Origin of the sequence: Litoribacter ruber (assembly GCF_018449405.1) — a bacterium.
Taxonomy (GTDB): domain Bacteria; phylum Bacteroidota; class Bacteroidia; order Cytophagales; family Cyclobacteriaceae; genus Litoribacter; species Litoribacter ruber.
In genome coordinates, this window is the sequence record NZ_JAHCMY010000004.1 from 1 (window position 1) to 24,031 (window position 24,031).

A 24,031-nucleotide genomic window follows, 5' to 3' on the forward strand; every position below is an offset into this window, starting at 1 on the left:
TAAACCTCCCGATCCGCGCAGCGCTGATCGGGAAATAAACTTCTAAACGCCGGAGCTAATTTGGGTACAAAGTACTAGGTACCATGTACCAAGTATTTCTAGGACAGATCTGGTTTTATACCATTTGGACCTAATCGCATATCCGCCTTTGTGACCCATTTCATTTCAGCCTAGCGTCGCCTTGCGATTTTCTAAACCCCTAAACCTCACGATCCGCGCAGCGATGATCGGGAAATAACCTTCTAAACGCCGGAGCTAATTTAAGGGGGAGTTTAACCTACCTTCCCAATCAACTTTAGGATCAACTGATCATGCTTTCCGAGACCGGTGTGGAAATAGAAAAGGTGGCCGTGTTCTATGCGGAAGGTGGATGAGGTCAGCTGCAGGTCTTCTCCCAGCTCCACGTACTGCCGGATCTCGTTGGCCTTGTCCCTCCATTGGGCGGCCTCCTCATAATATTGCCTGCGCATGGCCTCAGCCTTCTCCCTTTCGGCATGCTCCAGCTTTTCCTTGCTATAAAACTCCAGATCCAGCACCTTCACCTTCAGCCCTCCTTCCCCCAGCAGCTCCCCCAATGAACTCCCAAACTCCTCACGGTCAATTTCATCCCCGGCTATCAACGCATTCAGCTGCGCCACCTTTTTATCTATATCCATTTTTAGCTTAAAAATTAGTGAGATACAATTTACTCCTGATTGGTGAAGGATAAAAATCTAGGAGGCAGGTAGTGGGACATTTGGTGTCGGGCGTAAAATCTCGGTTTCAATTTCTCCCACTCTCCCCTTCTCCCCCTCTCCCACCCCCAAATAATCTCTGTGCACTCCGCGCCTCTGTGGTTATTTTTTTCTTCCTACCCCACGCTGCGCCCTCCGCGTTTTTCGCTGCGCCGTTGGGTGAAATCTCGTTTTCAGTTTCACGCAAACCTGTCCCGAGCAGCGAAGCGAATCGGGAGACCGCAAAGGAGACGCAGAGATCGCAAAGTTTTTCTTTTTTTCTCCCACTCTCCCCTTCTCCCCTTCTCTCCCTCCCAAATGATCTTCTTACACCTGTGATTATTTATTCTTCCTACCCCACGCTGCGCCCTCCGCGTTTTTCGCTGCGCCGCTGCGTGAAATTTTGTATTACCCCCTACCTCCCTAGCATACAATAACTTACTCCCTTATTTTTTAACAAAAAAAAATTTTAATATTAATATTTTAAATCCTATATTGCCACATACTAATTAACGCTATGTTATTTTTAAATAGTTAGGATGGATAGAATTAACAATTACTTCAATTGTTTTTCACCAAATTTTTATGATAATAAAGTACTTTTATGAAGTAAAATACAAACCCCGTTTTCAGTTCATTCAATTTTAGTAATATTTTATACCTTAAATATTAGAGTTATGCTGCATTTTTTATTCATTGACGACAAGCTTATCGATTTATTGACAGTAGAGGAAAAACCCAGTGGAGGGGCCGCGGTGCAGGCCTTGGGATGGGTAAAGGGATTGCAGGATGAGGGCCACCGCGTCAGCATTGTGACGCGCACCTCCCCGGGCCAAAAGCTCAAGCAGGAATTTGAGGATCTCGATCTCATTCCTTTTTATGACGATAACAAGGGTATCAAAAAGATCAGATGGGCCACATACAGGCTCCCCTATTTTTACAAAATCTTCAAGGAAGTCAGACCAGATTATGTGTATGTGGGCATTCCTTCCTGGAGCACTTTCTATTTTGCACTCATGTGCAAGGCTCTCGGCATTAAACTCATTGTAAGGATTTCCAGCGATGGGCTGGTGGACAACAGGATCCTTTCCAAGTATTCCAAAAGCCATAAATTCCTGCAGGCTATGGGGCTCAGCCTAAGTGAAACCATCCTCTGCCAAAACGAATATCAGCTTGCCCAGATCCAAAAAAGATTTCCCAACAAAAAAACCGTCAAGCTCAGCAACCCGATATTCCCCTACACCCCCCCGGTAAACCTGGGCATGCCCAAAAACGCCATCGTTTGGCTGGGGCTGTTCAAGCCTGAGAAGAACCTCAAACTGCTTTTTGAGATTGCCACCCTCATGCCTGAGCAGGAGTTTGTGGTAGCCGGCAAGGAGGAAAAAAACATCAATTCCATCACCCGCGCCTATGTCAAGCAGCTGAAAACTTTGCCCAACGTGAAGTTTATCGGCTTCCTTCAGCGGCACGAGGTACTTCCGGTGCTGGCCCAGGCAAAGTTTCTGCTCAACACCTCCCACTACGAAGGTTTCAGCAACACCTTTTTGGAGGCCATGTATGTGGGCACGCCCATCATATCCAGCGGGCGGGTAAATCCGGACGGCATCATTTCCACCCATAAACTGGGGATCATCTATGCCACCCGCGAAGACCTTCAGCTGCAACTTGAGAGCTTGGATACCAAGAAATACGACAAGATGCGCTCACACTGTCTGGACTACATCTCCGCCCACCACAACCACCGCCTGCTGACCCAAAAGCTGCTGGCCTTTTTGGAAAACAGGCCGTTTATCAATGTGGAAATCCAAAAAGACGGGAAGAAGGAGAAAGCGTTGCCGGATATGGCGAGTTGAAAGCTTGGGGGTAGTCCTTCGGACTTAGAAATGGGTACCAAGTACCAGGTACCAGGTACCAAGTACACCATCACCTGAGGTTGATTGAAGCCATTCTGCCCGACTGAAGCAATCTGGCGTCTTTATTCCGTCGCCCTCCCTTGAGCTGCGCTCTTCGGATGGGGTATCAGTGTACCGAAAGTAACTTCATTATTCATCATTCATCATTCATCATTAAACTCCGTGACTGCCCGAAATTTCTTGTCACGTCCTAAATCTACTTGACACTTTTTTTCAAGCTATTAAATTTTTCACCGCGAAGTGGCCTTTCCCGATCCGCCCTCGATAATCCAGGTGGCTAACGAGGGCGGATCGGGACAAGTAGTGAAACTTCGTGAAAACCCTGACTGCCGTCCTTTTAAAAACTCTGCGAAACCCTGCCTGCGCAGGCAGGTCTGTGTCCCTTTACTTCCGCGAAGAGGCCTCTTGTTCGTACTTCCGAAAAAAACATCTCCCTCTCCAGCTTGTTAAGGTACAGCAAACAACCCAAGCCTATATGTCGAAAAGCCCGGTGATACCAGATTTTGAGAATTTTAAACGAGATATTGAGGAAATTTTTGAGCAGGTGGCTCCCCATACCGAAGGTACGCCTGATGAGGATCTATATCCGGAAGGGTTGGAAAACCCGCCTTTTGCCGTTTCCATCTGCACCATTGATGGGCAATTGCTTCAACTCGGGGACCACCACCTATCCTTTTCCGTGCAGTCCATCTCCAAACCCATCAATTATGGCATCGCACTGGAGGAACGGGGCGAGGAGTTGGTCCATCGCCATATAGGCCGCGAACCCGGGGCGGAGAATTTTGAAAAGGGGATGGTACTCAACCTCGACAAACTCCCCCACAACCCCATGATCAATTCGGGATCCATCATGAGCGGATGCCTCATCCGTCCCGATTGGGACAATGAAAAGAAACTTGAGCATGTCATGGAGGTGTGGGGAAAGCTTTGCGGTGGCAAAACGCTGCTGTTTGACCAAAAGGCATTTGAGCGGGAAATGAAAGCCTCCCACTCCAACTTTGCCATGGCCCATATTATGATGGAAAATGGTGCCTTTCCTGAGAATACCGACCTGCAAAAAGCCGTGGAGTTCCACTACCTCTGCTGTTCCATAGGGGTCAACATCGATGACCTGGCCCATGCGGCCGCCACGCTGGCCAATTATGGTCTTAGCCCGACTACCGGCAGCCAAGTCTTCAGCCATAAAACCGTGAGGGATATGCTCAGTCTCATGCTTTCATGCGGGATGTACGATCATTCTGGGCAATACGCTTTCAAAGTAGGTATCCCCTCCAAAAGCGGAGTGGCGGGAGGGCTGATTGCCGTCATCCCAGAACTGATGGGTATTTCCATTTACTCCCCTCCATTGGACAAACATGGGAATACAGTTCGTGGGGTGAAATTTTGCGAGAAACTGGTGGAGAAATTTAATTTCCATAAGCATGATGCTCTTTTCTCCAATGTCCATGGAAAAAAAGACCCTCGTATAGATCACAGGAAACGCTGAGCATTAAAAAAGTGCCAAAATTCTTCCCTCTTGAAAACTTAACAGTTCAACAAAAGGTAAACCTACCAAAGTAAAGATATGGAATTAGTAATTGTAGGTTCAGTAATATTGGCAGCAGTGCTATTGATAAGGGCTGTTATCAAAAAGGTTTTTGAATAGGGGTTTAGAAGGTTAGCGTCCCGGATCGCATAGCTGCGCTATATGCGACCCAGGACTGTTTAGAAGTTTAGATTGGGAATGGATTTGCCACCCTGCTCAGGATCTAAACTCCTAAACCTCCCGATCCGCGAAGCGATGATCGGGAAATAACCCTCTAAACGCCGGATCTAATTTGGGTACCAAGTACCACGTACCACGTACCAAGTATTTCTAGGTCTGATCTGGTTTTATACCATTTTGACCTAATCTCATATTATATTGCATTATCTCCGCGAAGAGGCTTTGTGTTCTTCGTGAGCACTTTGTGCCCTTCGTGACCCATTTAAGTTTGGCGTCGCTTCGCGGTTTCTAAACTCCTAAACCTCCCGATCCGCGAAGCGATGATCGGGAAATAAACTTCTAAACGCACTATCTACTTTTTGTCACGTCCAAGACCTCTCCATTTCGCTTCGCTTCAGTCGAGGTGACGACGCTTAATTGTCCGCAAAGAGGACTTAGTGTCCTTCGTGAAAACTTTGTGTCCTTCGTGGCCCATTTAGCTCCGTGCCCCCCTTTAGTTAGGTAGTTTATCCGCAAACCTGCCGTACACCCAAGTACCGGCTATTGCACTCAACAGCGTCACAGCTACCACGCCGAAACCACTACCGATCTGGGCGAACAATGGTCCTGGACAGGCGCCTGTGAGGGCCCAACCCAGACCGAAGATGAATCCACCGATGATCTGGCCTTTTCTGAACTCCTTGTTGCCGATCTTGATGGGCTCCCCGGAGATGGTTTTGATGTTGAATCTTTTGATGATCTGAATGGAAAGCATCCCCACGGCGATGGCCGAACCGATCACCCCGTACATGAAGAAGCTCTGCAGCCTGAACATTTCCTGTATCCTGTACCAAGAAATGATCTCCGCCTTGACAAACACGATCCCAAAAAGGATTCCTACGATCAAGTATTTCAGCAGAGACAAGCCTGTCTCGTCCATTTTCTGCATATTGGGCGCCTCGCACTCCAACGGGTTGTTTTGTATGTTTTTTTGTTCTGTGTTCATTTTTTTGATGTTTTTTAAAGACGGAAGACCGAAGACGGAAGACCGGGACCGGAGTCAGACTTTAAGCTTCCTTTGTGCGACTTCGTGAAAACTTTGTGCCCTTCGTGACCCATTTCATTTCAGCCTAGCGTCGCTTCGCGGTTTCTAAACTCCTAAACCTCCCGATCCGCGAAGCGCTGATCGGGAAATAAACCTGCCTTTGCCGGCAGGCAGGCTTCTAAACGCACTATCTAATTTTTATCACGTTCAAGACCTCTCCATTTCGCTTCGCTTCAGTCGAGGTGACGACGCTTAATTGTCCGCGATGTGGCCTTTGTGTCCTTCGTGAAAACTTGGTGCCCTTTGTGGCCCATTTTTTAGAACCCCACAAATGACATAATATGCGGTAGGAGCAGGTGGGTCATGGCGAAGCCGCCCAGCATGAAGAAAATGGTTGCTACCAAAGATGGCCACTGCAGGTTGCTGATCCCCATGATGGCGTGACCTGAGGTACAGCCGCCCGCATATCGGGTTCCGAAACCTACCATAAAACCACCTATCACGAAGAAAAACAGTCCTTTCAGCGTAAACAGGTTGTCAAAGGTAAAGATCTCCTTGGGCATCAGGTTGCCAAAACTGGTTATCCCCAAGGCTGCAAGATCCCTTTGGGTGGACTCGGCCACTACTACGGTGTCGGGATTGGAGATAAACACGGTGGCCACAAAACCTCCGATCAGCACTCCCAGCACGAATACCAGATTCCACATTTCCTTCTGCCAATTGTACTGGAAAAAGGGAATGTTGGCCGGCAAACAGGCCGCACAAACATGGCGCAGCGAAGAGGATATCCCGAAGGATTTGTTGCCCAGCAGCAGAAGCGCCGGTACCGTCAATCCAATCAACGGGCCCGCCACATACCAGGGCCACGGTTGCTTAATCAGTTCAATTAATTGTTCCATTTTCTAATCTATTGTTTAAAATCTATAATCCATTATTACATTGAAGTTCCACATATCCACCCGGTTGATCCGGAAACGGTCGGGAACCTGGTTGGGCCTCTGGGCGGTCTTGTTGACTACCATAAACCTGAGGTCCAGCCCTTTGAGAAAACCGTCAAATTCGTAGTCAAGTTCGCCCACGAAATGATAATAGGACGGCACCCCGTATTTGTTTAACCCATAATTGTTAATGTCCGGGTTTTTGACTGTGCTGGCACCCAGGGCACCTCTCCAGTTATGTGAACTTTTCCAGTCATATTTGGCGGTGATGGCCGTCACCCCGCCATTTCCTTCGAATCTTTCTCTTGGCAAACTGGCGTAAAACCTTTCCCTTCCCCATTCTCTCGGAAAGAGAAATCTTCCCGAGTCTGAAATGCCGAGGAAATTCAGGGACCAGGCATGGTTTCCGGCATACCAACCGGCCTTGCCGCCTATCCCGTAGGTCTGCTCGCTGTCCATAATATAGGACATGGTTGGGTTTTCGTTACCTCCCCCTGTTGGGGACTCATAAAAGCCCTGCAAACCCAGTTGCAACCCTTTTCCCCCCATCCCAAACTTCCAATCTGTCTGGGCAATGGTGGTGTTGAACACATTTTCCGCCCAGTAATTATACACCTGTAGGTTGCCATGCTCATTCAGTTTGCGCTGCACGCCCAGCATCCCTATGCCTTTGGAGGTAATGTTGTCCTTATACCTAGAAGGCTCCCCAAAAGGATTCCTGCCAAAGGGATACACCCCGAAGGACTCCTCAATAGTGTACCAATCCACCGTGCCCCGCATGGTGACATGGCTGAAAGCACCCCCGTATATGTCCCATTCGTTAGTCTTGTACCTGAGAGTCAAACCACTGAAAGTATTAGGCCTCATCCGGTTGTCCTGCTCATTTAGGAATGGCGAGTTAACACTTTGCCTTCCGAAAACGGCCTGAAAACCGCCCTTAAGATAGGAAATATACAAATGCTCCAATCTGTCCAGGTCCCTGGTGTTATCCAGATCATTCATGTCATAGAGCAGGATTTCGTACCTGTTGACATTTCCCGTGCTCGGGTCCGCTATGCGCAGATTATGTTCATAGAGCTGGAAAACAAAGAACCCGCTAAATCCCACATGGAAACCTTTGAAGGAAGGGCTGTAATACCCCATCCCAGCTCCGGTGGCCAGGGAGGAATAATCCAACAAAGCGCCTTTGTTTCGGGTAGCCATGTAGAAGTTGCGGACATGAAAGTCCAGCTCCCCTCTCTTAAACCAATCCCCAAGCGATTCGCTTGACTGGTTTGTACTGTCCATTTTAGCGTGCTTTTCCTGGGGGTAAGCCACCAAAGAAACAAAGAAGGCCGCTAGGAACAGATACTTTTTCATCACGTTACAAAGATACATCATCATCTTGTGCCGATACAGTGACATTCGTCACACTGCAGGTCTTGAAACCGAAAACGGCGAGAACTAGGTCTCGCCGCTTAGGGTTTGTTTGGTTTAATATAATGTACTAGGTACTAGGTACTATGTACTAAGTATTTTTGGGTCGGGGGCTAGTTTTATGTCCTTTTGGCCTTGGTGCTAATTTCAGCGAATGAAGCCTTAATGCACGTTTCACATCCCCCAAACCCCCTTCAAAGGGGGAATTACTTTCGGACCGCAAAGAGGATTTTGTGTCCTTCGTGACCCTTTTACTTACGTGAGTATTTGGGTACGAAGTACCAGGTACCAAGTACCAAGTATTTCTAGGTCAAAGGCTTGTTTTATACCCTTTTAGCCTTGAGGCTAATTTGAGCAAATGAATCTGAGAATAGACCTTCGTGCGACTTAGAGGAAACTTTGTGTCCTTCGTGACCAATTTCATTTCAGCCTGGCGTCGCTTCGCGGTTTCTAAACTCCTAAACCTCCCGATCCGCGCAGCGATGATCGGGAAATAAACTTCTAAACCCACTATCCAATTTTTGTCACGTCCTAGACCTCTCCATTTCGCTTCGCTTCAGTCGAGGTGACGACGCTTAATTGTCCGCGAAGAGGCCTTAGTGCGACTTCGTGAGCACTTTGTGTCCTTTGTGACCCATTTCAGTGCCCTGCCCTTTACAGTAACGTAGAAGGACAGACGTATTCGCTTAGTTGGAATTTGCCGGAATCCTTGATGGCTTTGAAGCCGCCGTCCACGTCGATCAAGTTGTCGTAACCTCTAGCTTTGAGGATGGAGGTGAAGATCATGGATCTGTATCCCCCTGCGCAATGCACGTAGTAAGTCTTGTCCTTGTCCACTTGGGCCATGTTTTCGTTGATATAGTCCAAGGCAACATTTTCAGCTCCCACGATATGCTCGCTGATATGCTCGCTGTTTTTCCTCACATCCAATATGGCTGCCTGGGGGTCGTTTTCCTTGATAGCGGCCAACTCATCTGCTGAGATGGATCTGATGGCATCCACTTCCTTGCCTTCAGATTTCCAAGCTTCGAAACCTCCTTTTAGGTATCCCAAAGCATGGTCATAACCCACACGGGCAAGTCTGGTGATCACTTCTTCCTCTCTACCCTCATCGGCAATGATCAGCAACTCCTGCTTCACATCCGGGATCAAAGTCCCTACCCATACGGCAAATGACCCGTCGATACCGATGTTGATGGAGTTAGGAACAAAACCTTTGGCGAATACCTGAGGAGCTCTGGTATCCAGAAGGATGGCTCCGGTCTCATTGGCAGCAGCTTCAAACTCCGTAGGAGAAAGGGCTCTCTGGCCTCTGGTCAACACCTCGTCGATGTTGTCATAACCCTGGATGTTCATCATCACGTTTTGTGGGAAATATGACGGCGGAGGGGTAAGTCCGGTAATCACTTGTTTGATAAACTCCTCTTTGCTCATGTCCTGCAAAGCGTAATTGGTTTTCTTTTGGTTGCCCAAAGTATCGGAAGTTTCCTTGCTCATGTTCTTCCCACAGGCACTACCCGCACCGTGGGCCGGATATACGATCAAATCATCGGAAAGCGGCATGATCTTGTTTCTCAAAGAATCGTAAAGATGGCCCGCAAGAATGTCCTGGGTCAAATCCTCGACTACTTTTTGGGCCAGGTCAGGTCTTCCCACGTCACCGATAAATAAGGTGTCGCCGGTGAAGATGGCCTCTTCTTTACCCTCCTCATTGGTCAAAAGGAAAACGGAGCTTTCCATGGTATGACCTGGAGTGTGGATCACTTTAATTTTAGCTTTACCGATGGAGAATTCCTGTCCATCCTGTGCCACTACGGCATCAAAGCCCAGTTTCATTTCAGTTGGACCAAATACAATAGTTGCACCGGTTTTGGAAGCAAGGTCTTTATGGCCTGACACGAAATCGGCGTGGAAGTGGGTTTCAAACACATACTTGATCTTCACTCCGTTTCTTTCCGCTTTTTCAATATAAGGCTGCACCTCTCTCAAAGGATCAATGATTGCGGCCTCGCCGTTTGATTCGATGTAATAGGCCCCCTGTGCCAAACATCCCGTATAAATCTGTTCTATTTTCATAATGGTTATATTTTCCGTATTTGATAACTATGTCATGTTCTAAATTTACTTGACACTTTTTTCTCAAGCTTTTTAATTTTTCTCCGCGAAGTGGCCTTTGTGGCCAATTTTTTACCCTAGATTCGGTTTCCCGTCTTCCGTCTTCCGTCTTCGGTCTTCCGTCTTTCTATTCTACAAAGTTAAACTACGAATCGCTCAAGCTAAATGACATTTGTCACATTATACTTTGGCGTGTTGTCTGATGACTTGCACCAGCTGATTAGCCGGCACCACACCGGACTGCCTCCACAAAGGTTTGCCATTCTGAAATAAAATCAAAGTGGGAACGCCTCTAACCTGAAACTTGCTTGCGGCCAGCTGGTTTTTGTCCACATCCACTTTGATCACCTTAACGGCCGTACCCATCTGCTTGGACACATCCTCCAGTATAGGCTGCATCATCTGACAGGGTCCGCACCAGGTGGCAAAGAAATCCACCAACACCGGCTGCTCGCCGGAGATTAGCTCGTTGAAAGACTTAGGTTTATTTTGAGTGCTCATGTTTTTTTCTTTTGTACAAAGTACGATAAATCAAACCGTATCAAAAGGCCAGCTCATGATGCCGCCTTTCAGGTTGTTCACATTTTCAAATCCGTTGCTAGCCATCAGGCCGGCAGCGGATCCGCTTCGGTTGCCGCTTCTGCAGTACAGGTAATACTCCTTGTCTTTGGGCAGGCCTGCGATCTGCTTGGCAAAGTTACCCATCAGGTCGATATTTCTGGCCCCTTTCAGTTTCCCGCTTGCAAATTCCCCTGCACTTCTCACATCAATGATCACGGCATTTTTATTTTTCATGCCTTCTTGGAAAGACTTGGCGTCAAGATCATTGTAACCCTTTGGTTTGCTTTTAAAGAAATTCGAGAACATAATGGTTATTAGTTTAAGTTTATGCAAAGGTAGGGTAAGGAGGTGGGGTGTACAGTAATTTTAGTCACATAGGGGGATGTCGGATGGGGTGCAGGTGGTTGTCATGGTTGTCCGCCCCGCGAGTCGCCTGCGGCTCCCCGGGGCTGTTGTCATGGTTGTCATTGTTCTACGTAAGGTCAGTCACGGGTGGGATGAGAGCCCGCTTAACGAGAACAGTTTAAGGTGGGGATTCGGCTATCTTCCAAAGGCTTTGCCTTTGAAAGGACTTTCGGTTGATATTACGCAAATAATGTCCTGCTGGGCGCGGATTCGAACCATGACAACAATGACAACTTAGCCAGGGAGGCGAAGCCGACCCATGGCGGGACAGCAGTCCCGAAGAGCGAAGTTTACCTCCCAGGGGAGGCGACTTCGGGACGGACAACTACGGATCAATCCTTCTTCGGCAAGTATCCCTTGATGTGACTGCCCATATCGAGCACTTTGGCTCCTGTCAGTTCGTGGTGAAGGATGCTGGCGCCGATGGCGGAGCGGTAGCCGGTACCGCAATGGACGACAATGGGTTTGCCAGTCGGAATCTCATCGGCGCGATCGGCTAGCTCGGCCAAGGGGATGTTTACCGAGTTTTTGAACACCGGATAATCCTCATGCTCATCCTCTCCTCTCACGTCAACAATCGTAAACGCATCGGGATCCCGATCAAATTCAGTTTTGTCAAACTGCTGAATTTTTTCCCCATCCGTTTTATTGTACAAAAAGACTCCTTTGATATTAGGACCATACCCCACCGAATCGGCATGATCCACTAGCATGGAAAGCCTTTCAGGATTATCTGCCACTACAAAGAATTCCACCTCAGGGTCCACCATTTTGGTTAGGAATTCCCCGAACTTGGCCTCCTGAATGTTGATGGCACCCGGCAGGTGGGATTGCTTAAACTTCTCCTGAGGCCGGCCGTCAATGATCACGGCGCCACCCTCAGGGTTGTAGTTTTCCTCCATCAGCGGCACATCCCGCTTTACCGGGGTCTGCCTCTCATCCTGTGCGATTGCAGCCTGACCGAACATGCCGGCCATTGCTGCGAGAATTAGTAGTTTTTTCATTTTGTATGGATTAAAGTTATTAAAGGTGGTTAGGAGGTTATCTCTGGGCGCTGCGCGCATCCAGAGGGTTTAGAAGTTTAGAAATAGCACTCCCTAAACTCCTAACCAATCCCGCACCGCATATAGCGAAGCTATGCGGTGCGGGATGCTAAACTTCTAAACTGCCTCAGTTAAAATCCTTGATCGCCTCACTCATATCCATGACGGTTTTGTCGGGGAAGGCGTTTTTGACGATGGAGCTACCTGCTGCCGAGCGGTAACCCCCGGCACAGTGGACCACAATAGGTCTATCCTTCGGGATTTCGTTGATGCGCTCCCTAAGTTCGGGCAGGGGAATGTTGATCGCCGAATCAAATACCTTATCCCCTTTGGTTTCGCTGGTATTCCGGATATCCACGATGGTGTAGGCATCCTTGTTTTCCTTAAACTTCCCTTTATCAAATGAATCGAAGCTTTTGCCGTCTTTTCCGGTGTAAACAAAGGCAGCCTTGATATTCAGTTCATACCCGATTTTGGCTGCCTTTCGGATCAGTTTGTCCAGTGTCTCCTCGTCTTCAGCTACCAGGTAATAAGCCTCATCAGGTCCAACTATACTTCCCAGCCAGGTTTCGAATTTTTCCCCGTCCATGATGTTGATGGCACCGGGTAGGTGTGATTCCTTATATTTATCGCCTAAACGTCCATCGACGGTCAGGGCTCCCTCCTCGGGATGGAAGTTGGGCTCCATTTTTTTCACTTTGGCAACACTTTCCAGATAATCTGGCGCGCCCTGTTTGTTGAGGTCCACATCGTAGGGGAAGTACTTAGGGATAAAGGGCTGGTCCTCGAGGAGGATTTCCACAAACCTGTCCTCACTCATGTCCTGAAGGGCATAATTGGAAGCTTTTTCCTGACCGATGGTGCTGCTGTTGGCATCACTCATGGACTTGCCGCAAAGGGAGCCCGACCCATGGGCCGGATAGACCACCACCTCATCTTCGAGTTTCATTAATTTTTCACGGGTACTTTTGTACATCTGGCGTGCAAGTTCCTCGCGTTTGGCCTGCATTTTCCCGGATTTCTCACGCAGGTCAGGTCTTCCCACATCACCGATGAATAGGGTATCCCCCGTAAAGACCGCTTTGTCTTTGCCTTCTTCCGAAAGCACTATGCTGATACTGTCAGGAGAATGTCCTGGAGTGTGAAGGGCTTTGAACTTAACTTTGTCGCCCAGGCTGATTTCATCACCTTCATCAAAGGCCTGATGCGGATAATCAGCGCCCACCATCTCACTGATGTAAACGGTGGCTCCGGTGGTCTTGTGGATCTCATAATGCGAACTGATGAAATCGGCATGCGGGTGGGTCTCGATCACACCCACGATTTCGGCGCCATGCTGTTTGGCGTATTCATAATAAGGTTTCGGATCCCTGGCAGGATCTATTAGAACAACCTTGTTGTCGGCCAACACGGCATATGAAAAATGAGAAAGTCCCTTGTCTTCAAATTGTTTGATTTCCATGAATGTACAAATGGTTTGCTAATGGTTAAATTTTATTTAGTACAAAAATAATTCTATTTCTGTTTAAACTCGGTGACTTGGGTCACTTAGAGGCTCTGTCTTTCCCAAACACGCCCTTTGCAATGACGTCATGATTTCTCGCAGCGGCGCTGCAAAAATCGTTGCGCCTGCCGGCAAAGGCAGGGTCGCAGCCTGCCCTCTTGGCTGTTAAAGTAGATTAAGGGTTTAACGTCCCGCTGGCATAATTGCATTGGAGCCCAGCGGGACTGATTAATGGATTAAGGAGACTTAGTGCCCAACGTTAATCCCTTAATCCTTAAACCTTTAAACCATTATAAGTCAATATTTTTTTCTGTGAAACACTATAATAATACAACAACAAAAGACTATATTTGTAATAATATAAAGAATTATTTTAACTATTAGTATTTTATACGTGTAGCAAGTAATATCAACTAATTGCTTTTTATAAGTTGGTAATTTGGGTGGGCCTATGGGTCTTTTTTGAGGATTTTTTTTAGAAAACCATTAACCATAAACTGCTAGGCCTATGACCCTGAACTCTTCCTAACCCGTTTTTCCCGCGACTTATCACTTTTGAGATCATTACGGGCATGCATCCATGCCGGGCGGGACACCTATGCTTTTTTTGAAATCTTTTTTACCAAACAGAGAAATTATGAAAACCTTTATACCAATCAAAACCACAGGATTTTTACACACCCTATTGACCATCTTGCTGATTATCTACTTTGTCCCGGAGTCAAAGGGGCAGCGGGTTTTCGGTACGGGGCAGGATGGAGGGCCTAAAGGCGGGGGCACCATCTTTAGCATGAATCCCAATGGAGACAACTTTACAATTGAACATGCATTTGAGCTTCCCATAAGTGGCCCTATAGCATTAGCGCAGGGGATGGATGGCAACTATTACGGCACCAATTATGGAGGAATATATGGGCAGGGAGCAATTAGCCGATATGCGGCTGATGGCACGGAAGTGCAGGTGCTGCATTATTTTGAGGGTGGAGAAATGGGTGGCCAACCTTTCGGTCAACTTATCCAGGATGAGGACGGCAATTTTTATGGTTTTGCTTTGGGAGGGCAAACCGATGATGGAATCCTTTATAGATTTAATAGCCAAGGTGGGTTTACCATATTGCACCATTTCAATAGTGCTACGGCGGTTGGTGGAAATCCTAGAGATGGAGTCACGCTAGGCAGTGATGGAAGACTTTACGGAACCACCGGTTCTAGTTTGGATGGTTTCGGGGCAGGGGCATTTTTTGTTATCGATCGTGACGGAACTGGCTTAACTACCTTTAGGGAATTTGAGGGATTTGGAAACGGAAGCCCCTCGTCAAAGTTCTACGAAGGACCTGATGGTTTACTTTATGGGCTACTAGACTATGATAATGCCCTGTTCAGAATATCCCCTGATGGCAGCAACTTTGAGACATTAGGAAACCTTGATTCAAGTTTGCAGCTTTTCTCCATGGTAAACCATCCGGATAACGCTGCAGGAATTCTATATGCATTGGCTATTCAGGGATTTGCTGGAGGAGAGACGAAGATTTATAAAATAGATACAGAAACGGCCGAACTGGAATTGCTTTATTCTATGGAGTCCCCACAAAGCGCTGACAACAGGGTAGATTCAGGATTATTAATTGATAGTGACGGATTCCTTTATTGGCTTACCCGCACGTTCAGGGCTAATTCCCAGGTCTTCCGCTTCGATCCGGATTCGAGAGCTTTAACTGTTTTTTCCCATCTTGAGTCAAGCAATGGCTTTATCAATGCTACCACCATTGGCTTTAATAACAGTGGAGACCTATTCGGAGCAGGATCCATTCGTGAAAAGATTTCCACCCTGATCTTTAAGTTGGATTTAGAGGAAAGCACCCCCAGCATTGTTTATGAAAAAACTATTGAAGCCCCTTTTGGTCCAAACAATAGGTTGCTTGAAAGTTCATTTGGCAAGCTGTACGGCACAGCCGCTGGGGGGAAAGGTGTAGGAACGATCTTTGGAATAAATGCCGACGGAACTGGCTTTACTGTTCTAAGAAACCTTGACAGCAATGAGGACGGAGCCTACCCCACAGGGTTAATTGAAGGAAGCGATGGACATATTTACGGGGTAAATTCAGGAGGCGGGGTTCATTTGGGCGGTACAATATTTAAAATGTCTCCGGATGGTTCTGACTTTTCGGCACTCCGCCATATTCACCCAGAATTGGACGGAGGCAACATCAACGGACAGCTTGTGGAAGGGCCAAATGGGCTGCTTTATGGGTTGGCCAGAGATGAGGGTCCCGAGGGATTTGGAAGTTTGTTTAGCATCAGCAAGGAAGGAGACTTTAATGTGGTATATGCTTTTTCAGAGGCCAGAGCAGGCCGATCTCCAAACGGGTCCCTCACTTTAGGTCAGGATGGCAGACTTTATGGGTTTACCACAGAAGGCGCCAGAAATAGAAAAGGAACAATTTTCAGCATAGGTTTGGATGGCCGGGATCTGCAAGTCCTATATGAAACCCCATTTCGGGACCAAGGTATGTTTCCCATTGACCACATGGTTGAGGGAGATCCTGGGATATTCTACGGTGTGATGGTAACGGGGCCGGATGATTTTTTCAGCTTTTTGGATTATGGACTGGTTTTCAAGCTTACGGTGGAGGATTTAAATTTCGAGATTTTACAAACCTTTGTGGTGGAGGAAGATGGGGTCCCGGACATAGGGTTGGCCATTGACAATCAGGGAAATCTGTATGGCGGAACCGATATAAATTTTCAACCATATGACCCCATTACTCAATCCGGGGTGGTTTTCAAATTAAGTGCCGGGGATTACAATTACGAAATACTCAGAAGGCTCAATGAATCAACTGATGGAAAAGGTGTGACAGGCGTTAGCTTTATTAAAGGAGATTTGCCCGACTGCATTGAAATCAAGCTTGGTGATCTCATCATTGACCCAGACAAGCGCGCACCGGTGGGCAAAACCGTGAGACCTCATCTGGCACTGCCATCCGGGGAGATCAAGTCGGCCACCTGGCATTGGGGCAATGGACAAAGCAGCCCGGCTACCATTGATAACGGCGTGGCCACGGGTACATTTAGATATGAGGAGGCCGGCCTTTACAGGATCAGTCTGGAAGTCGAAAGCGGCTGCGGGGAAAATACCCTAGCCGAGGCCGACCCCTACCCCATTTTTGATCCCGAGGCGGGGGCTGTTGCAGGGGCAGGCTGGTTCCATTCCCCGCAGGGGGCCTACATACCCAGGCCTAACTCCTCCGGCAAGGCCTTCTTCAGCCTTTCGGCACGCTATCATCGCCACAGCAAAACCCCTTCAGGCCATGTGGGACTCAATACCCGTGATTTCAAATTCAACAGCAGTTACCTCAACTGGCTGGTGATTGAGGAGGATAAGGCCGTGATCCAGGGGGTAGGCAAACTCAATGGCAAAGGCAACTATGGATTCCTGCTTGCCAGCGCCGAAGGCACTTCCACTACCAAAGTACGGATGAAAATCTGGGACAGAAACCGGGGTGACCAACTCGTCTACGACAGCGACATCAATGCCCCTTGGGATGCCATGCCCGAACTTTTGGCACAAGGAACGGTGACCGTGCTGGAAGGAAGCAAGCGTAAGGGCCAACCCAGCCATGAGGAGCTGTTTGCCGAACTGCTCAAGAAAATCAAGGCCTACCCTAACCCGACGGTGGACAAAATCTATGTTGATCTGGGAGATCTGTCCCCGGAACTCATCACCACTATCCTCACGGATGCCTATGGCAACCTGGAGTTGAGGGACCTGCATCAACTCTTGGAGAACAACATTTTGGAATTCAACGTGAGTAGGCTGAGAAAAGGCACTTATTATATTCAGGTTCGTACCGAATATGGCTACCACAGTGTGAAAGTTTTGAAGAGGTAAGAGTTGCTTATTGACATCTTTTGAGGCAAGTATTCCAAGTCGGGAAAAACCCAGTCCCGACTTGGGCCCGCCTCCCTATTTACCACATAATCACCTTAAAATCATTGTTTTACACCTTTTAAAAGATTTGCAATTAGCTTAAATTTGTAACATAGATTACCATTGGATTTTGATTTTTTCAGAATAATTGACTGCAGGTTAACCCAAGGCAAGATGTAGCGCAACGTTACAGACTGCTTTTTAATTAGGCCGGTTATCTAGCGGGATTTTTAGGTTTTGGTACTGGTTTTCAAGCAGTTTTTCAAAGAGCTACGTTCCACTTAACCTTCTACACCTCTGTTGATTATGAAACCTATTTTACTAAAAAACCCAAAAAGCTATGTTCTAGCATGGATCTGTTATCTGCTATTGGCGCCCTTTATCATTCAATCAGTGGTGGCCCAAGACAAATTTTACGGTTCCTCCCAAAGCGGATATGATTTCCCCGGAGGCTTTATTTACGCGGTCAATTCGGATGGATCGGATTTCCAAGTTATCAAAGACTTTGCCCCTACGCCGGGGGCCTTTTCCAATGGACTTTTATTACTCGATGATGGGGACTTTATGGCGTCCTCCAACACTCAGCGGGCCCTCTACAGGTTTTCGGGTGACGGTTCAAATTTTGAAACCATCCCCATAAATGCCAGGCCACTGGGTCTTTTTTTGGCAGCGGATGGATTCATCTATGGCTCCGCAGAAGTCCAAATTTCCGACGATGACGTTGAAGCCAGAATATTTCGGATCAGCCAAGACGGATCAGGCCTGGAGTTTTTTGAAAACCCGGCAGGCATCCTGCCCAGAGAAGTTTTGCATGTATCCGACGGCTACTTTTATACCTCACAGCAATATGGCATCCTGAAAATCCGGATAGCTGGAAATGAAGCCACGATGTTGGGGGAGGCCGAATTCAGAACTGATTTTTTCTCCCCTAGCGTGGCACTGGTTTTTGAGGAAGATTGGATTTATGGCTTTGCCGCAGACAACAACGGAAGGTCCAGATTTTACAGAATGGGAACCGATGGCACAGACTTCCAGTATTTACGGCAATTTGAGGAGTTCGGAAATTTTGAGTTCAGGCCAGTCGGGAAATTACTCTTGTCGGACAACAACTATTTGTACGGTTTTGCCCGCAGGAGTGGGACCAGCAGTGCTGCCTTTCGCATCGGGCTGGATGGTTCAGGCTTTGAGATTTTACATGAATTCCCATCCGAACTCCACTTGGGTTCCTTGAGCGAAAGAGATGACATGTTATTTGGGATCACGGAAAGGCGGGTATTTAGCCTGGAAAAAAACGGCGATAATTTCACCCAGCTTTTCACTTTTGATCCCCCTCTCGAGGATCCGAATTTCAGCTCACCCCTCAATCAAAATATTGCATTTGACAACGATGACAACTTACTTGCCCTAACCTACAACCAAATATACATTGCCTCACCCAACAGCGCTGATTTGGACAGCCTCCCGCTACCATTGAACGTGGAAGGACTATCCCCGATCAATCTCGTTCAGGTGGGCAATACCTTCTATGGCATAAACAGGTTTGGGGGAGAATTTGGGCATGGCACGATATTCAAAATAGAGAACGGCCAATTTGAAATCACCAGACAACTCGACCAAGAATTTGCTTTTTCACATCTGGAGGCGGGTCAAGGTGGCAACCTCTATGCCATGGGAAATCGACTGGTCCGCATTTTTGCTGAAGGAACAGATTTGGAAATCATTCGGGAATTTACGGGTAGCCGGTTTATTCCCAAAAAGTTGTTTTACAAAGATGGGTATCTGTATGGGGAGGACGGAGATGAAGTGTTCAGCATGGATACAGAAGACAATTCATTTAGCTCCATATTTGACATCCAGGATTTGGGTCCAAACTTTAACTTGTTGCTTTTGACCAAAGGCGGCACTTTCTACGCAATTTCCCAAAAATCTCCCACCCTAAGGGAGTTGGTAACGTTTTCGGATACCGGCTCTGATTTTCAGGTCTTACTGGAGTATGACACTGAGGAGATTAATGACATATTAGCTTTGATCGAAACTGAGGATGGGGGGATATTCGGGATTTATCAGGATGATGAGTCTACCTCTGGCAAGTTATTCCAACTTGAAAATGGTGATAGCGATTTTGGGGTGCTTTACAATTTCCCATGGGTTGGTGAATCCCTTATAGAAGGCTCAGACAATTCACTGTATGGCACTGCGGGCGGTTTTAGCAGCTATTTATACCAAATTGAAAAAGACGGCACCGGATTTTCTGAGATTTTCGCCATTGAAAACTCCGGCCTTTTGGGTATGCTTGTCAAGCAAAGCATGGCCGCCCCCCCAATGGACAAGTTCCCACTATGGGGCCTTTCCTCTAGGGGCGATCAGGAGATAGGGGCTATTTTTTCTCTGCAAAACGACGGCTCGGATTTCACTTCCCTCAGGGATTTTGTGCCCAGTGACGGGGAAATTCCAGTCGGAAAACCAATCTTTGGTTCAGATGGATATTTTTACGGTATGACCCGTGACGGTGGATCCAATGGCCTAGGCACTCTGTATAAAATAAAACCCGATGGCACATCCTTCTCGGTGATCCATAATTTTGCCGAGCCGGATGGCACCCACCCTCTGGGAAGCCTGGAATGGGGGGGAGACAACTACCTATACGGAGCTGCTTATTCTGGTGGCAATGCCGGTGGGGGGACGGTCTTTAGGATTCGGCCAAACGGTTCCGGTTTTGAAGTCTTGAAACACTTTGACCAAGAACAAACAGACCAAGGATTTAGGCCAAGCGAAATCCTGCTGGCCGATGACGGAGAAATCTATGGACATGCCAGTGGCGGCAACCAATTCAATGGGCTGCTATATAGTTTGGAAAGGGATGGCAGTGATTTTACAATATTAAGGCATTTTGACGATCCGGATGGCAGGTATCCAACAGAGGATCTCATCCAAGGCTCTGACGGCTACATCTATGGCCTCACCGAAGAAGGTGGCAGTCGAAGGGGAACCCTCTACAAAGTCAGTCTTGATGGCTCTGAATTCATGGTTCTAAGGAGCTTTAACAGAAGTGAAGAGGGTTTTTATCCAATAGGACAGCTTCTGGAATACGGTCAAGGGGTTCTCTATGGGGTGCTCGAGCATGGAGTCGAGGAAGATGGGGACGGCAGCATTTACAAAATAAATGCGGATGGGTCAGGTTTTGAGGTTCTCCACCGCTTTGTTTTTCCAATTTCTAGCCCATCCAGCGGGTTGGTGGCTGGACCTGATGGGTTGCTGTATGGTATGACTATCAATGCCATCTATCGAATCAGTCCAAGCGGGTCCAATTTTGAAGTGATCAAAGAAGTGCCTAGTGAATACAGTGGCATTCGGGGGCTGGCCTTGGCTGTTTCCGGAGACTGTATTCCGGCTGAGATAGGAACTGTTGAAATCATACCTTCCAATCCCGTCGGCAGCACTACCACCATTACTGCCTCGGCATCCTATAGTGGTTCAATCCAGGGTGCCAAGTGGAATTGGGGTGACGGGAACACCATCGAAGCTACCCTCACCGATTCCACCATTGTAGGCACCCATAGCTATTCAACAGCCGGATCCTATCAGGTAACCCTTGAGGTAAGCGACGCCTGTGGAGTTCAGGTTTCGCCTTCTATAGAAGTGGAAGTCACAGATGAAGCCTCTCAAGGCACCGGTTCGGTGAAAGGCGAAGGCATGTTCCTTTCCCCAAGAGGGGCATATGTCAGCAGACCACAGGTCAAAGGCATGGCTCACTATACCTTCAGCGCCAAGGCAACAGAGGGCAAGGTCAAAGGCAACTTCCAGTTCAAGATAGCCGACCTCCACCTTAGAAGTACCCGCTTCAGCAGCTTGGTGATTGAGGACAACAAAGCCTGGCTGCAGGGCGAGGGCCGGATCAAGGGCAGGGGCAAATACGGGTTCCTGCTGGCGATGGTAGACGAGGAAGACAAGTCTAACGAAAAAAGCTACCGCAAGTGGAAATCCCGCGGCAAGGACAAACTCCGCGTGAAGATCTGGAACCTGCAGAAAGACGGTCGCGTGGTCTACGACAACCAGCTCGGGGATGCCGAGGGGGCTGTGGCGACTGCCACCATTGAAAGAGGAACCATCATAATCCTGGAGGAAGAAACCCTCCCAGATAGCATTGCTGCCAAGGACTTCCTACTGGAGCAACTCAAAAAGATCAAGGCCTACCCCAACCCGGCCAGCGACAGGATCACGATTGACCTGGGTGACATCGACCCTGAGCTGATCCAGTCCATGCTGACCGATGCCTACGGCAACCTGGAAATCAGGAATGTGCATAGAAAGGCTGGCGGGAATAAAATTGAGGTTGACGTGTCTTCTTTGAGGTTTGGCACTTATTATATCAGGATATATACAGACAAGGGCTCGCATAGTATTAAGATCATGAAGAAGTGAGGTCCGCCGTGAGAGAAAAGGGGCACAGAGGTTCAACAGAGTCTCTTCGCGGAGAAATTCCAGAAAGTAGCATTTGTCCCCGATGGGGTTAAACTTAGTACATAGTACCTAGTACCTAGTACAATATATGTCAGCTAAAAAAGAAAGCCCCTAGGCTGTGTCCCCAGGGCTTTCTTTTTTAGAAAAGACTACATATTCATGTGATTTAAATCACTGAGTGAAAGGGACCTAAAAAGTATCTTTGCATAGATTTCAATTAAGAGGTTTGAACATATTCTATGAAAGATAAACTGACAAAATTTCTCCCCATACTGGAGTGGCTGCCCAACTACCAAAAGGGTAATCTCCAGGGAGACTTATCGGCTGGGTTAACGGTGGGGATCATGCTTATCCCCCAGGGGATGGCCTATGCCATGCTGGCCGGACTCGAACCAATCCACGGACTGTATGCGGTGACCGTGCCACTATTGCTTTATGCCATTTTCGGGACCTCCAGGCAGCTGGCCGTGGGACCGGTAGCGATGGTTTCACTGCTGACTGCTGCCGGAATTGGGGCGTTAAACCCGTCCGGTCCCGAGCAATACCTACTTTATGCCCTCTCTTTGGCATTTTTGATCGGCCTCATCCAGTTTGGAATGGGGCTATTCAGATTGGGCTTTGTGGTAAACTTTCTCTCCCATCCCGTGATCAGCGGGTTTACATCTGCGGCCGCCATCATTATCGGACTCAGCCAGATTAAGCACCTTTTCAGAATCAACCTACCCAATAGCGAACATATTCAGGATATGGCCGTGGCGATTGCCCAAAACATTGGGGACACCCATTTTTTGACCTTGGGTATCGGTGTACTGGGGATCCTGATCATCAAGTTTGGCAAAAAGATCCACAAATCCTTCCCTGCCCCCTTGGCGGCTGTGGTAGTCGGTATTTTGTTGGTCTGGGGTTTTGACCTGACCGGACAGGGGGTAAAAATCGTAGGGGAGGTGCCAAGCGGTTTGCCTAGCCTATCCGCTCCCTCTTTTGATTTGGACACCTGGAATACCTTGCTGCCCATTGCCTTGACGATTTCATTGGTGGGATTTGCGGAAAGTTTTGCAGTGGCCAAAACCATCCAAAACAAGCATAAAAATTACAAACTGGACGCCAACCAAGAGCTGATCGGATTGGGGATGGCTAATTTTGGAGCGGCCTTTTTCAAAGGCTATCCGGTCACCGGCGGGTTTTCCAGAACTGCTGTAAACAATGACGCCGGCGCCAAAACAGGCCTGGCCTCCATCTTCAGTGCCGCGCTGATCGTGCTCACCTTATTGTTCTTCACTGATTTGTTTTACAACCTGCCCAGCGCCATACTGGCTGCGGTAGTGTTGGTAGCCGTTTCGGGTCTGATTGACTTTAAGGAACCGGTAAAGCTTTGGCACAAAGACAAGGCGGACTTCTGGATGTTGAGTTCCACCTTTGTGATAACGCTGACCTTGGGGATTGAAACCGGGATAATCGCAGGGATGGTGCTTTCCCTGCTTGTAGTCATCTACAGAGCTTCCAGGCCACATATGGCGCAGCTGGGAAGGGTTGCCGGAACCAATATTTTCAGAAATGTCAACAGGTTCAAAGATCTGGAGAATAGAGAAGAATTGCTGATGGTGAGGATTGACGGGCCAATTTACTTTGCCAACATTGAATACATCAAAAGCAGAATCGGCAAATGGCTGGAGGAAAAAGGTCCGAAGGTCAAAATGATTGTTTTCAACATGGAAAGTGTGACCAACCTGGACAGCACAGGAGCCCATGAATTACACGACTGGGTCACTACTTGGAGGTCACAGGAGTTGGACGTTTGCATCACCGCCACCAAAGGTCCCGTGCGGGACACACTCAACCGCTGGGGGCTGATCGAGTGCGTGGGAGCTGACCATATGTTTGTCGATGACAATTCCGCCGTGGAATACTTTGACCATACCGCAAATCTGGAAAGCGTCCAAAAACTTTCACCCTACGCCACCCAGGTCACCTAAAAAAAGAAAATCCCGCACCAACCGACGCGGGATTTTTCATTTATAAACAACAACAATTCAGCACATGGGATGCCAGGACGGTTAGAAGGTTATGTCCCGATTGGCGCTGGCGCGCATCGGGACGGTTTAGAAGTTTAGGTATTGAAGGCCTGCCGGTCGGGGATCTTTACCATCTTTCTTGCAATTTCACCCATCAACTATACTTAATCGGTTCCAACTGGCTCCGTGTATAGGCGCCAAGAACCACCTGCAATCTTTCTCGACGCCTCGCGCCTAAACTTCTAAACCGTCTCGCTGGAGGCGAAGTTTACCTCCCGGGGGAGGCCGAC

The 24,031-nt window shown here is 48.0% G+C and carries 14 protein-coding genes; 5 read left to right on the plus strand and 9 right to left on the minus strand.

The annotated features are described in order from the left end of the window. Window positions 1-272: 272 nt before the first annotated feature. Window positions 273-656 (minus strand): hypothetical protein, encoded by a 384-nt coding sequence (locus KI659_RS08875; protein WP_213944993.1) that lies wholly within the window; start codon window positions 654-656, stop codon window positions 273-275. A 734-nt stretch (window positions 657-1,390) separates the two neighbouring features. On the opposite strand from KI659_RS08875, the gene KI659_RS08880 reads away from it, so the two are divergent. Together KI659_RS08880 and KI659_RS08885 are read left to right on the plus strand one after the other, a co-directional pair. Continuing rightward, complete coding sequence (locus KI659_RS08880) at window positions 1,391-2,566, plus strand: glycosyltransferase family 4 protein (protein ID WP_213944994.1); 1,176 nt, start codon at window positions 1,391-1,393, stop codon at window positions 2,564-2,566. Between the two features lie 535 nt (window positions 2,567-3,101). Next, on the plus strand, window positions 3,102-4,112 hold the full coding sequence (locus KI659_RS08885) for a glutaminase (RefSeq protein ID WP_213944995.1): 1,011 nt from the start codon (window positions 3,102-3,104) through the stop codon (window positions 4,110-4,112). Window positions 4,113-4,824: 712 nt separating this feature from the next. Here the strand turns inward: KI659_RS08885 and KI659_RS08890 are convergent. The 8 genes from KI659_RS08890 to KI659_RS08925 form a co-directional block, all read right to left on the minus strand. After that, entirely contained in the window at window positions 4,825-5,316 is a 492-nt protein-coding gene (locus KI659_RS08890; RefSeq protein ID WP_213944996.1) for a DUF6691 family protein, read from the minus strand. A 356-nt stretch (window positions 5,317-5,672) separates the two neighbouring features. After that, window positions 5,673-6,254 carry a YeeE/YedE family protein gene (locus KI659_RS08895; RefSeq protein WP_213944997.1) on the minus strand — a complete coding sequence of 194 codons (582 nt, stop codon included), beginning with the start codon at window positions 6,252-6,254 and terminating at the stop codon, window positions 5,673-5,675. A gap of 15 nt (window positions 6,255-6,269) precedes the next feature. Further along, entirely contained in the window at window positions 6,270-7,697 is a 1,428-nt protein-coding gene (locus tag KI659_RS08900; RefSeq protein WP_246535345.1) for an OprD family outer membrane porin, read from the minus strand. 666 nt (window positions 7,698-8,363) lie between these two features. Continuing rightward, the gene (locus tag KI659_RS08905; RefSeq protein ID WP_213944998.1) at window positions 8,364-9,785 is read right to left on the minus strand and encodes an MBL fold metallo-hydrolase; all 1,422 of its coding nucleotides are present in this window, start codon (window positions 9,783-9,785) and stop codon (window positions 8,364-8,366) included. Window positions 9,786-10,004: 219 nt separating this feature from the next. Further along, window positions 10,005-10,325 carry a thioredoxin gene (gene trxA / locus KI659_RS08910; protein ID WP_213944999.1) on the minus strand — a complete coding sequence of 107 codons (321 nt, stop codon included), beginning with the start codon at window positions 10,323-10,325 and terminating at the stop codon, window positions 10,005-10,007. 30 nt (window positions 10,326-10,355) lie between these two features. Further along, entirely contained in the window at window positions 10,356-10,691 is a 336-nt protein-coding gene (locus KI659_RS08915; RefSeq protein ID WP_213945000.1) for a rhodanese-like domain-containing protein, read from the minus strand. A 431-nt stretch (window positions 10,692-11,122) separates the two neighbouring features. Next, on the minus strand, window positions 11,123-11,794 hold the full coding sequence (locus KI659_RS08920; RefSeq protein ID WP_213945001.1) for a rhodanese-like domain-containing protein: 672 nt from the start codon (window positions 11,792-11,794) through the stop codon (window positions 11,123-11,125). A 166-nt stretch (window positions 11,795-11,960) separates the two neighbouring features. Further along, complete coding sequence (locus KI659_RS08925; protein WP_213945002.1) at window positions 11,961-13,295, minus strand: MBL fold metallo-hydrolase; 1,335 nt, start codon at window positions 13,293-13,295, stop codon at window positions 11,961-11,963. A 679-nt stretch (window positions 13,296-13,974) separates the two neighbouring features. Here KI659_RS08925 and KI659_RS08930 point away from each other — a divergent pair. The 3 genes from KI659_RS08930 (at window position 13,975) to KI659_RS08940 (ending at window position 23,702) form a co-directional block, all read left to right on the plus strand. After that, complete coding sequence (locus KI659_RS08930; RefSeq protein WP_213945003.1) at window positions 13,975-17,229, plus strand: choice-of-anchor tandem repeat GloVer-containing protein; 3,255 nt, start codon at window positions 13,975-13,977, stop codon at window positions 17,227-17,229. Window positions 17,230-17,574: 345 nt separating this feature from the next. Beyond that, entirely contained in the window at window positions 17,575-21,690 is a 4,116-nt protein-coding gene (locus KI659_RS08935) for a choice-of-anchor tandem repeat GloVer-containing protein (RefSeq protein ID WP_213945004.1), read from the plus strand. A 278-nt stretch (window positions 21,691-21,968) separates the two neighbouring features. Further along, window positions 21,969-23,702 (plus strand): SulP family inorganic anion transporter, encoded by a 1,734-nt coding sequence (locus KI659_RS08940; RefSeq protein ID WP_213945005.1) that lies wholly within the window; start codon window positions 21,969-21,971, stop codon window positions 23,700-23,702. The last annotated feature ends 329 nt before the right edge of the window (window positions 23,703-24,031 follow it).

Bases quoted from the DNA above. Each gene is read 5' to 3' on its own strand.
- KI659_RS08935 (WP_213945004.1), top strand. From the start codon at position 17,575: ATGAAACCTATTTTACTAAAAAACCCAAAAAGCTATGTTCTAGCATGG.
- KI659_RS08940 (WP_213945005.1), top strand. From the start codon at position 21,969: ATGAAAGATAAACTGACAAAATTTCTCCCCATACTGGAGTGGCTGCCC.
- KI659_RS08900 (WP_246535345.1), bottom strand. From the start codon at position 7,697: ATGTCACTGTATCGGCACAAGATGATGATGTATCTTTGTAACGTGATG.
- KI659_RS08925 (WP_213945002.1), bottom strand. From the start codon at position 13,295: ATGGAAATCAAACAATTTGAAGACAAGGGACTTTCTCATTTTTCATAT.
- KI659_RS08930 (WP_213945003.1), top strand. From the start codon at position 13,975: ATGAAAACCTTTATACCAATCAAAACCACAGGATTTTTACACACCCTA.
- KI659_RS08895 (WP_213944997.1), bottom strand. From the start codon at position 6,254: ATGGAACAATTAATTGAACTGATTAAGCAACCGTGGCCCTGGTATGTG.
- KI659_RS08905 (WP_213944998.1), bottom strand. From the start codon at position 9,785: ATGAAAATAGAACAGATTTATACGGGATGTTTGGCACAGGGGGCCTAT.
- KI659_RS08915 (WP_213945000.1), bottom strand. From the start codon at position 10,691: ATGTTCTCGAATTTCTTTAAAAGCAAACCAAAGGGTTACAATGATCTT.
- KI659_RS08880 (WP_213944994.1), top strand. From the start codon at position 1,391: ATGCTGCATTTTTTATTCATTGACGACAAGCTTATCGATTTATTGACA.
- trxA (WP_213944999.1), bottom strand. From the start codon at position 10,325: ATGAGCACTCAAAATAAACCTAAGTCTTTCAACGAGCTAATCTCCGGC.
- KI659_RS08875 (WP_213944993.1), bottom strand. From the start codon at position 656: ATGGATATAGATAAAAAGGTGGCGCAGCTGAATGCGTTGATAGCCGGG.
- KI659_RS08890 (WP_213944996.1), bottom strand. From the start codon at position 5,316: ATGAACACAGAACAAAAAAACATACAAAACAACCCGTTGGAGTGCGAG.
- KI659_RS08885 (WP_213944995.1), top strand. From the start codon at position 3,102: ATGTCGAAAAGCCCGGTGATACCAGATTTTGAGAATTTTAAACGAGAT.
- KI659_RS08920 (WP_213945001.1), bottom strand. From the start codon at position 11,794: ATGAAAAAACTACTAATTCTCGCAGCAATGGCCGGCATGTTCGGTCAG.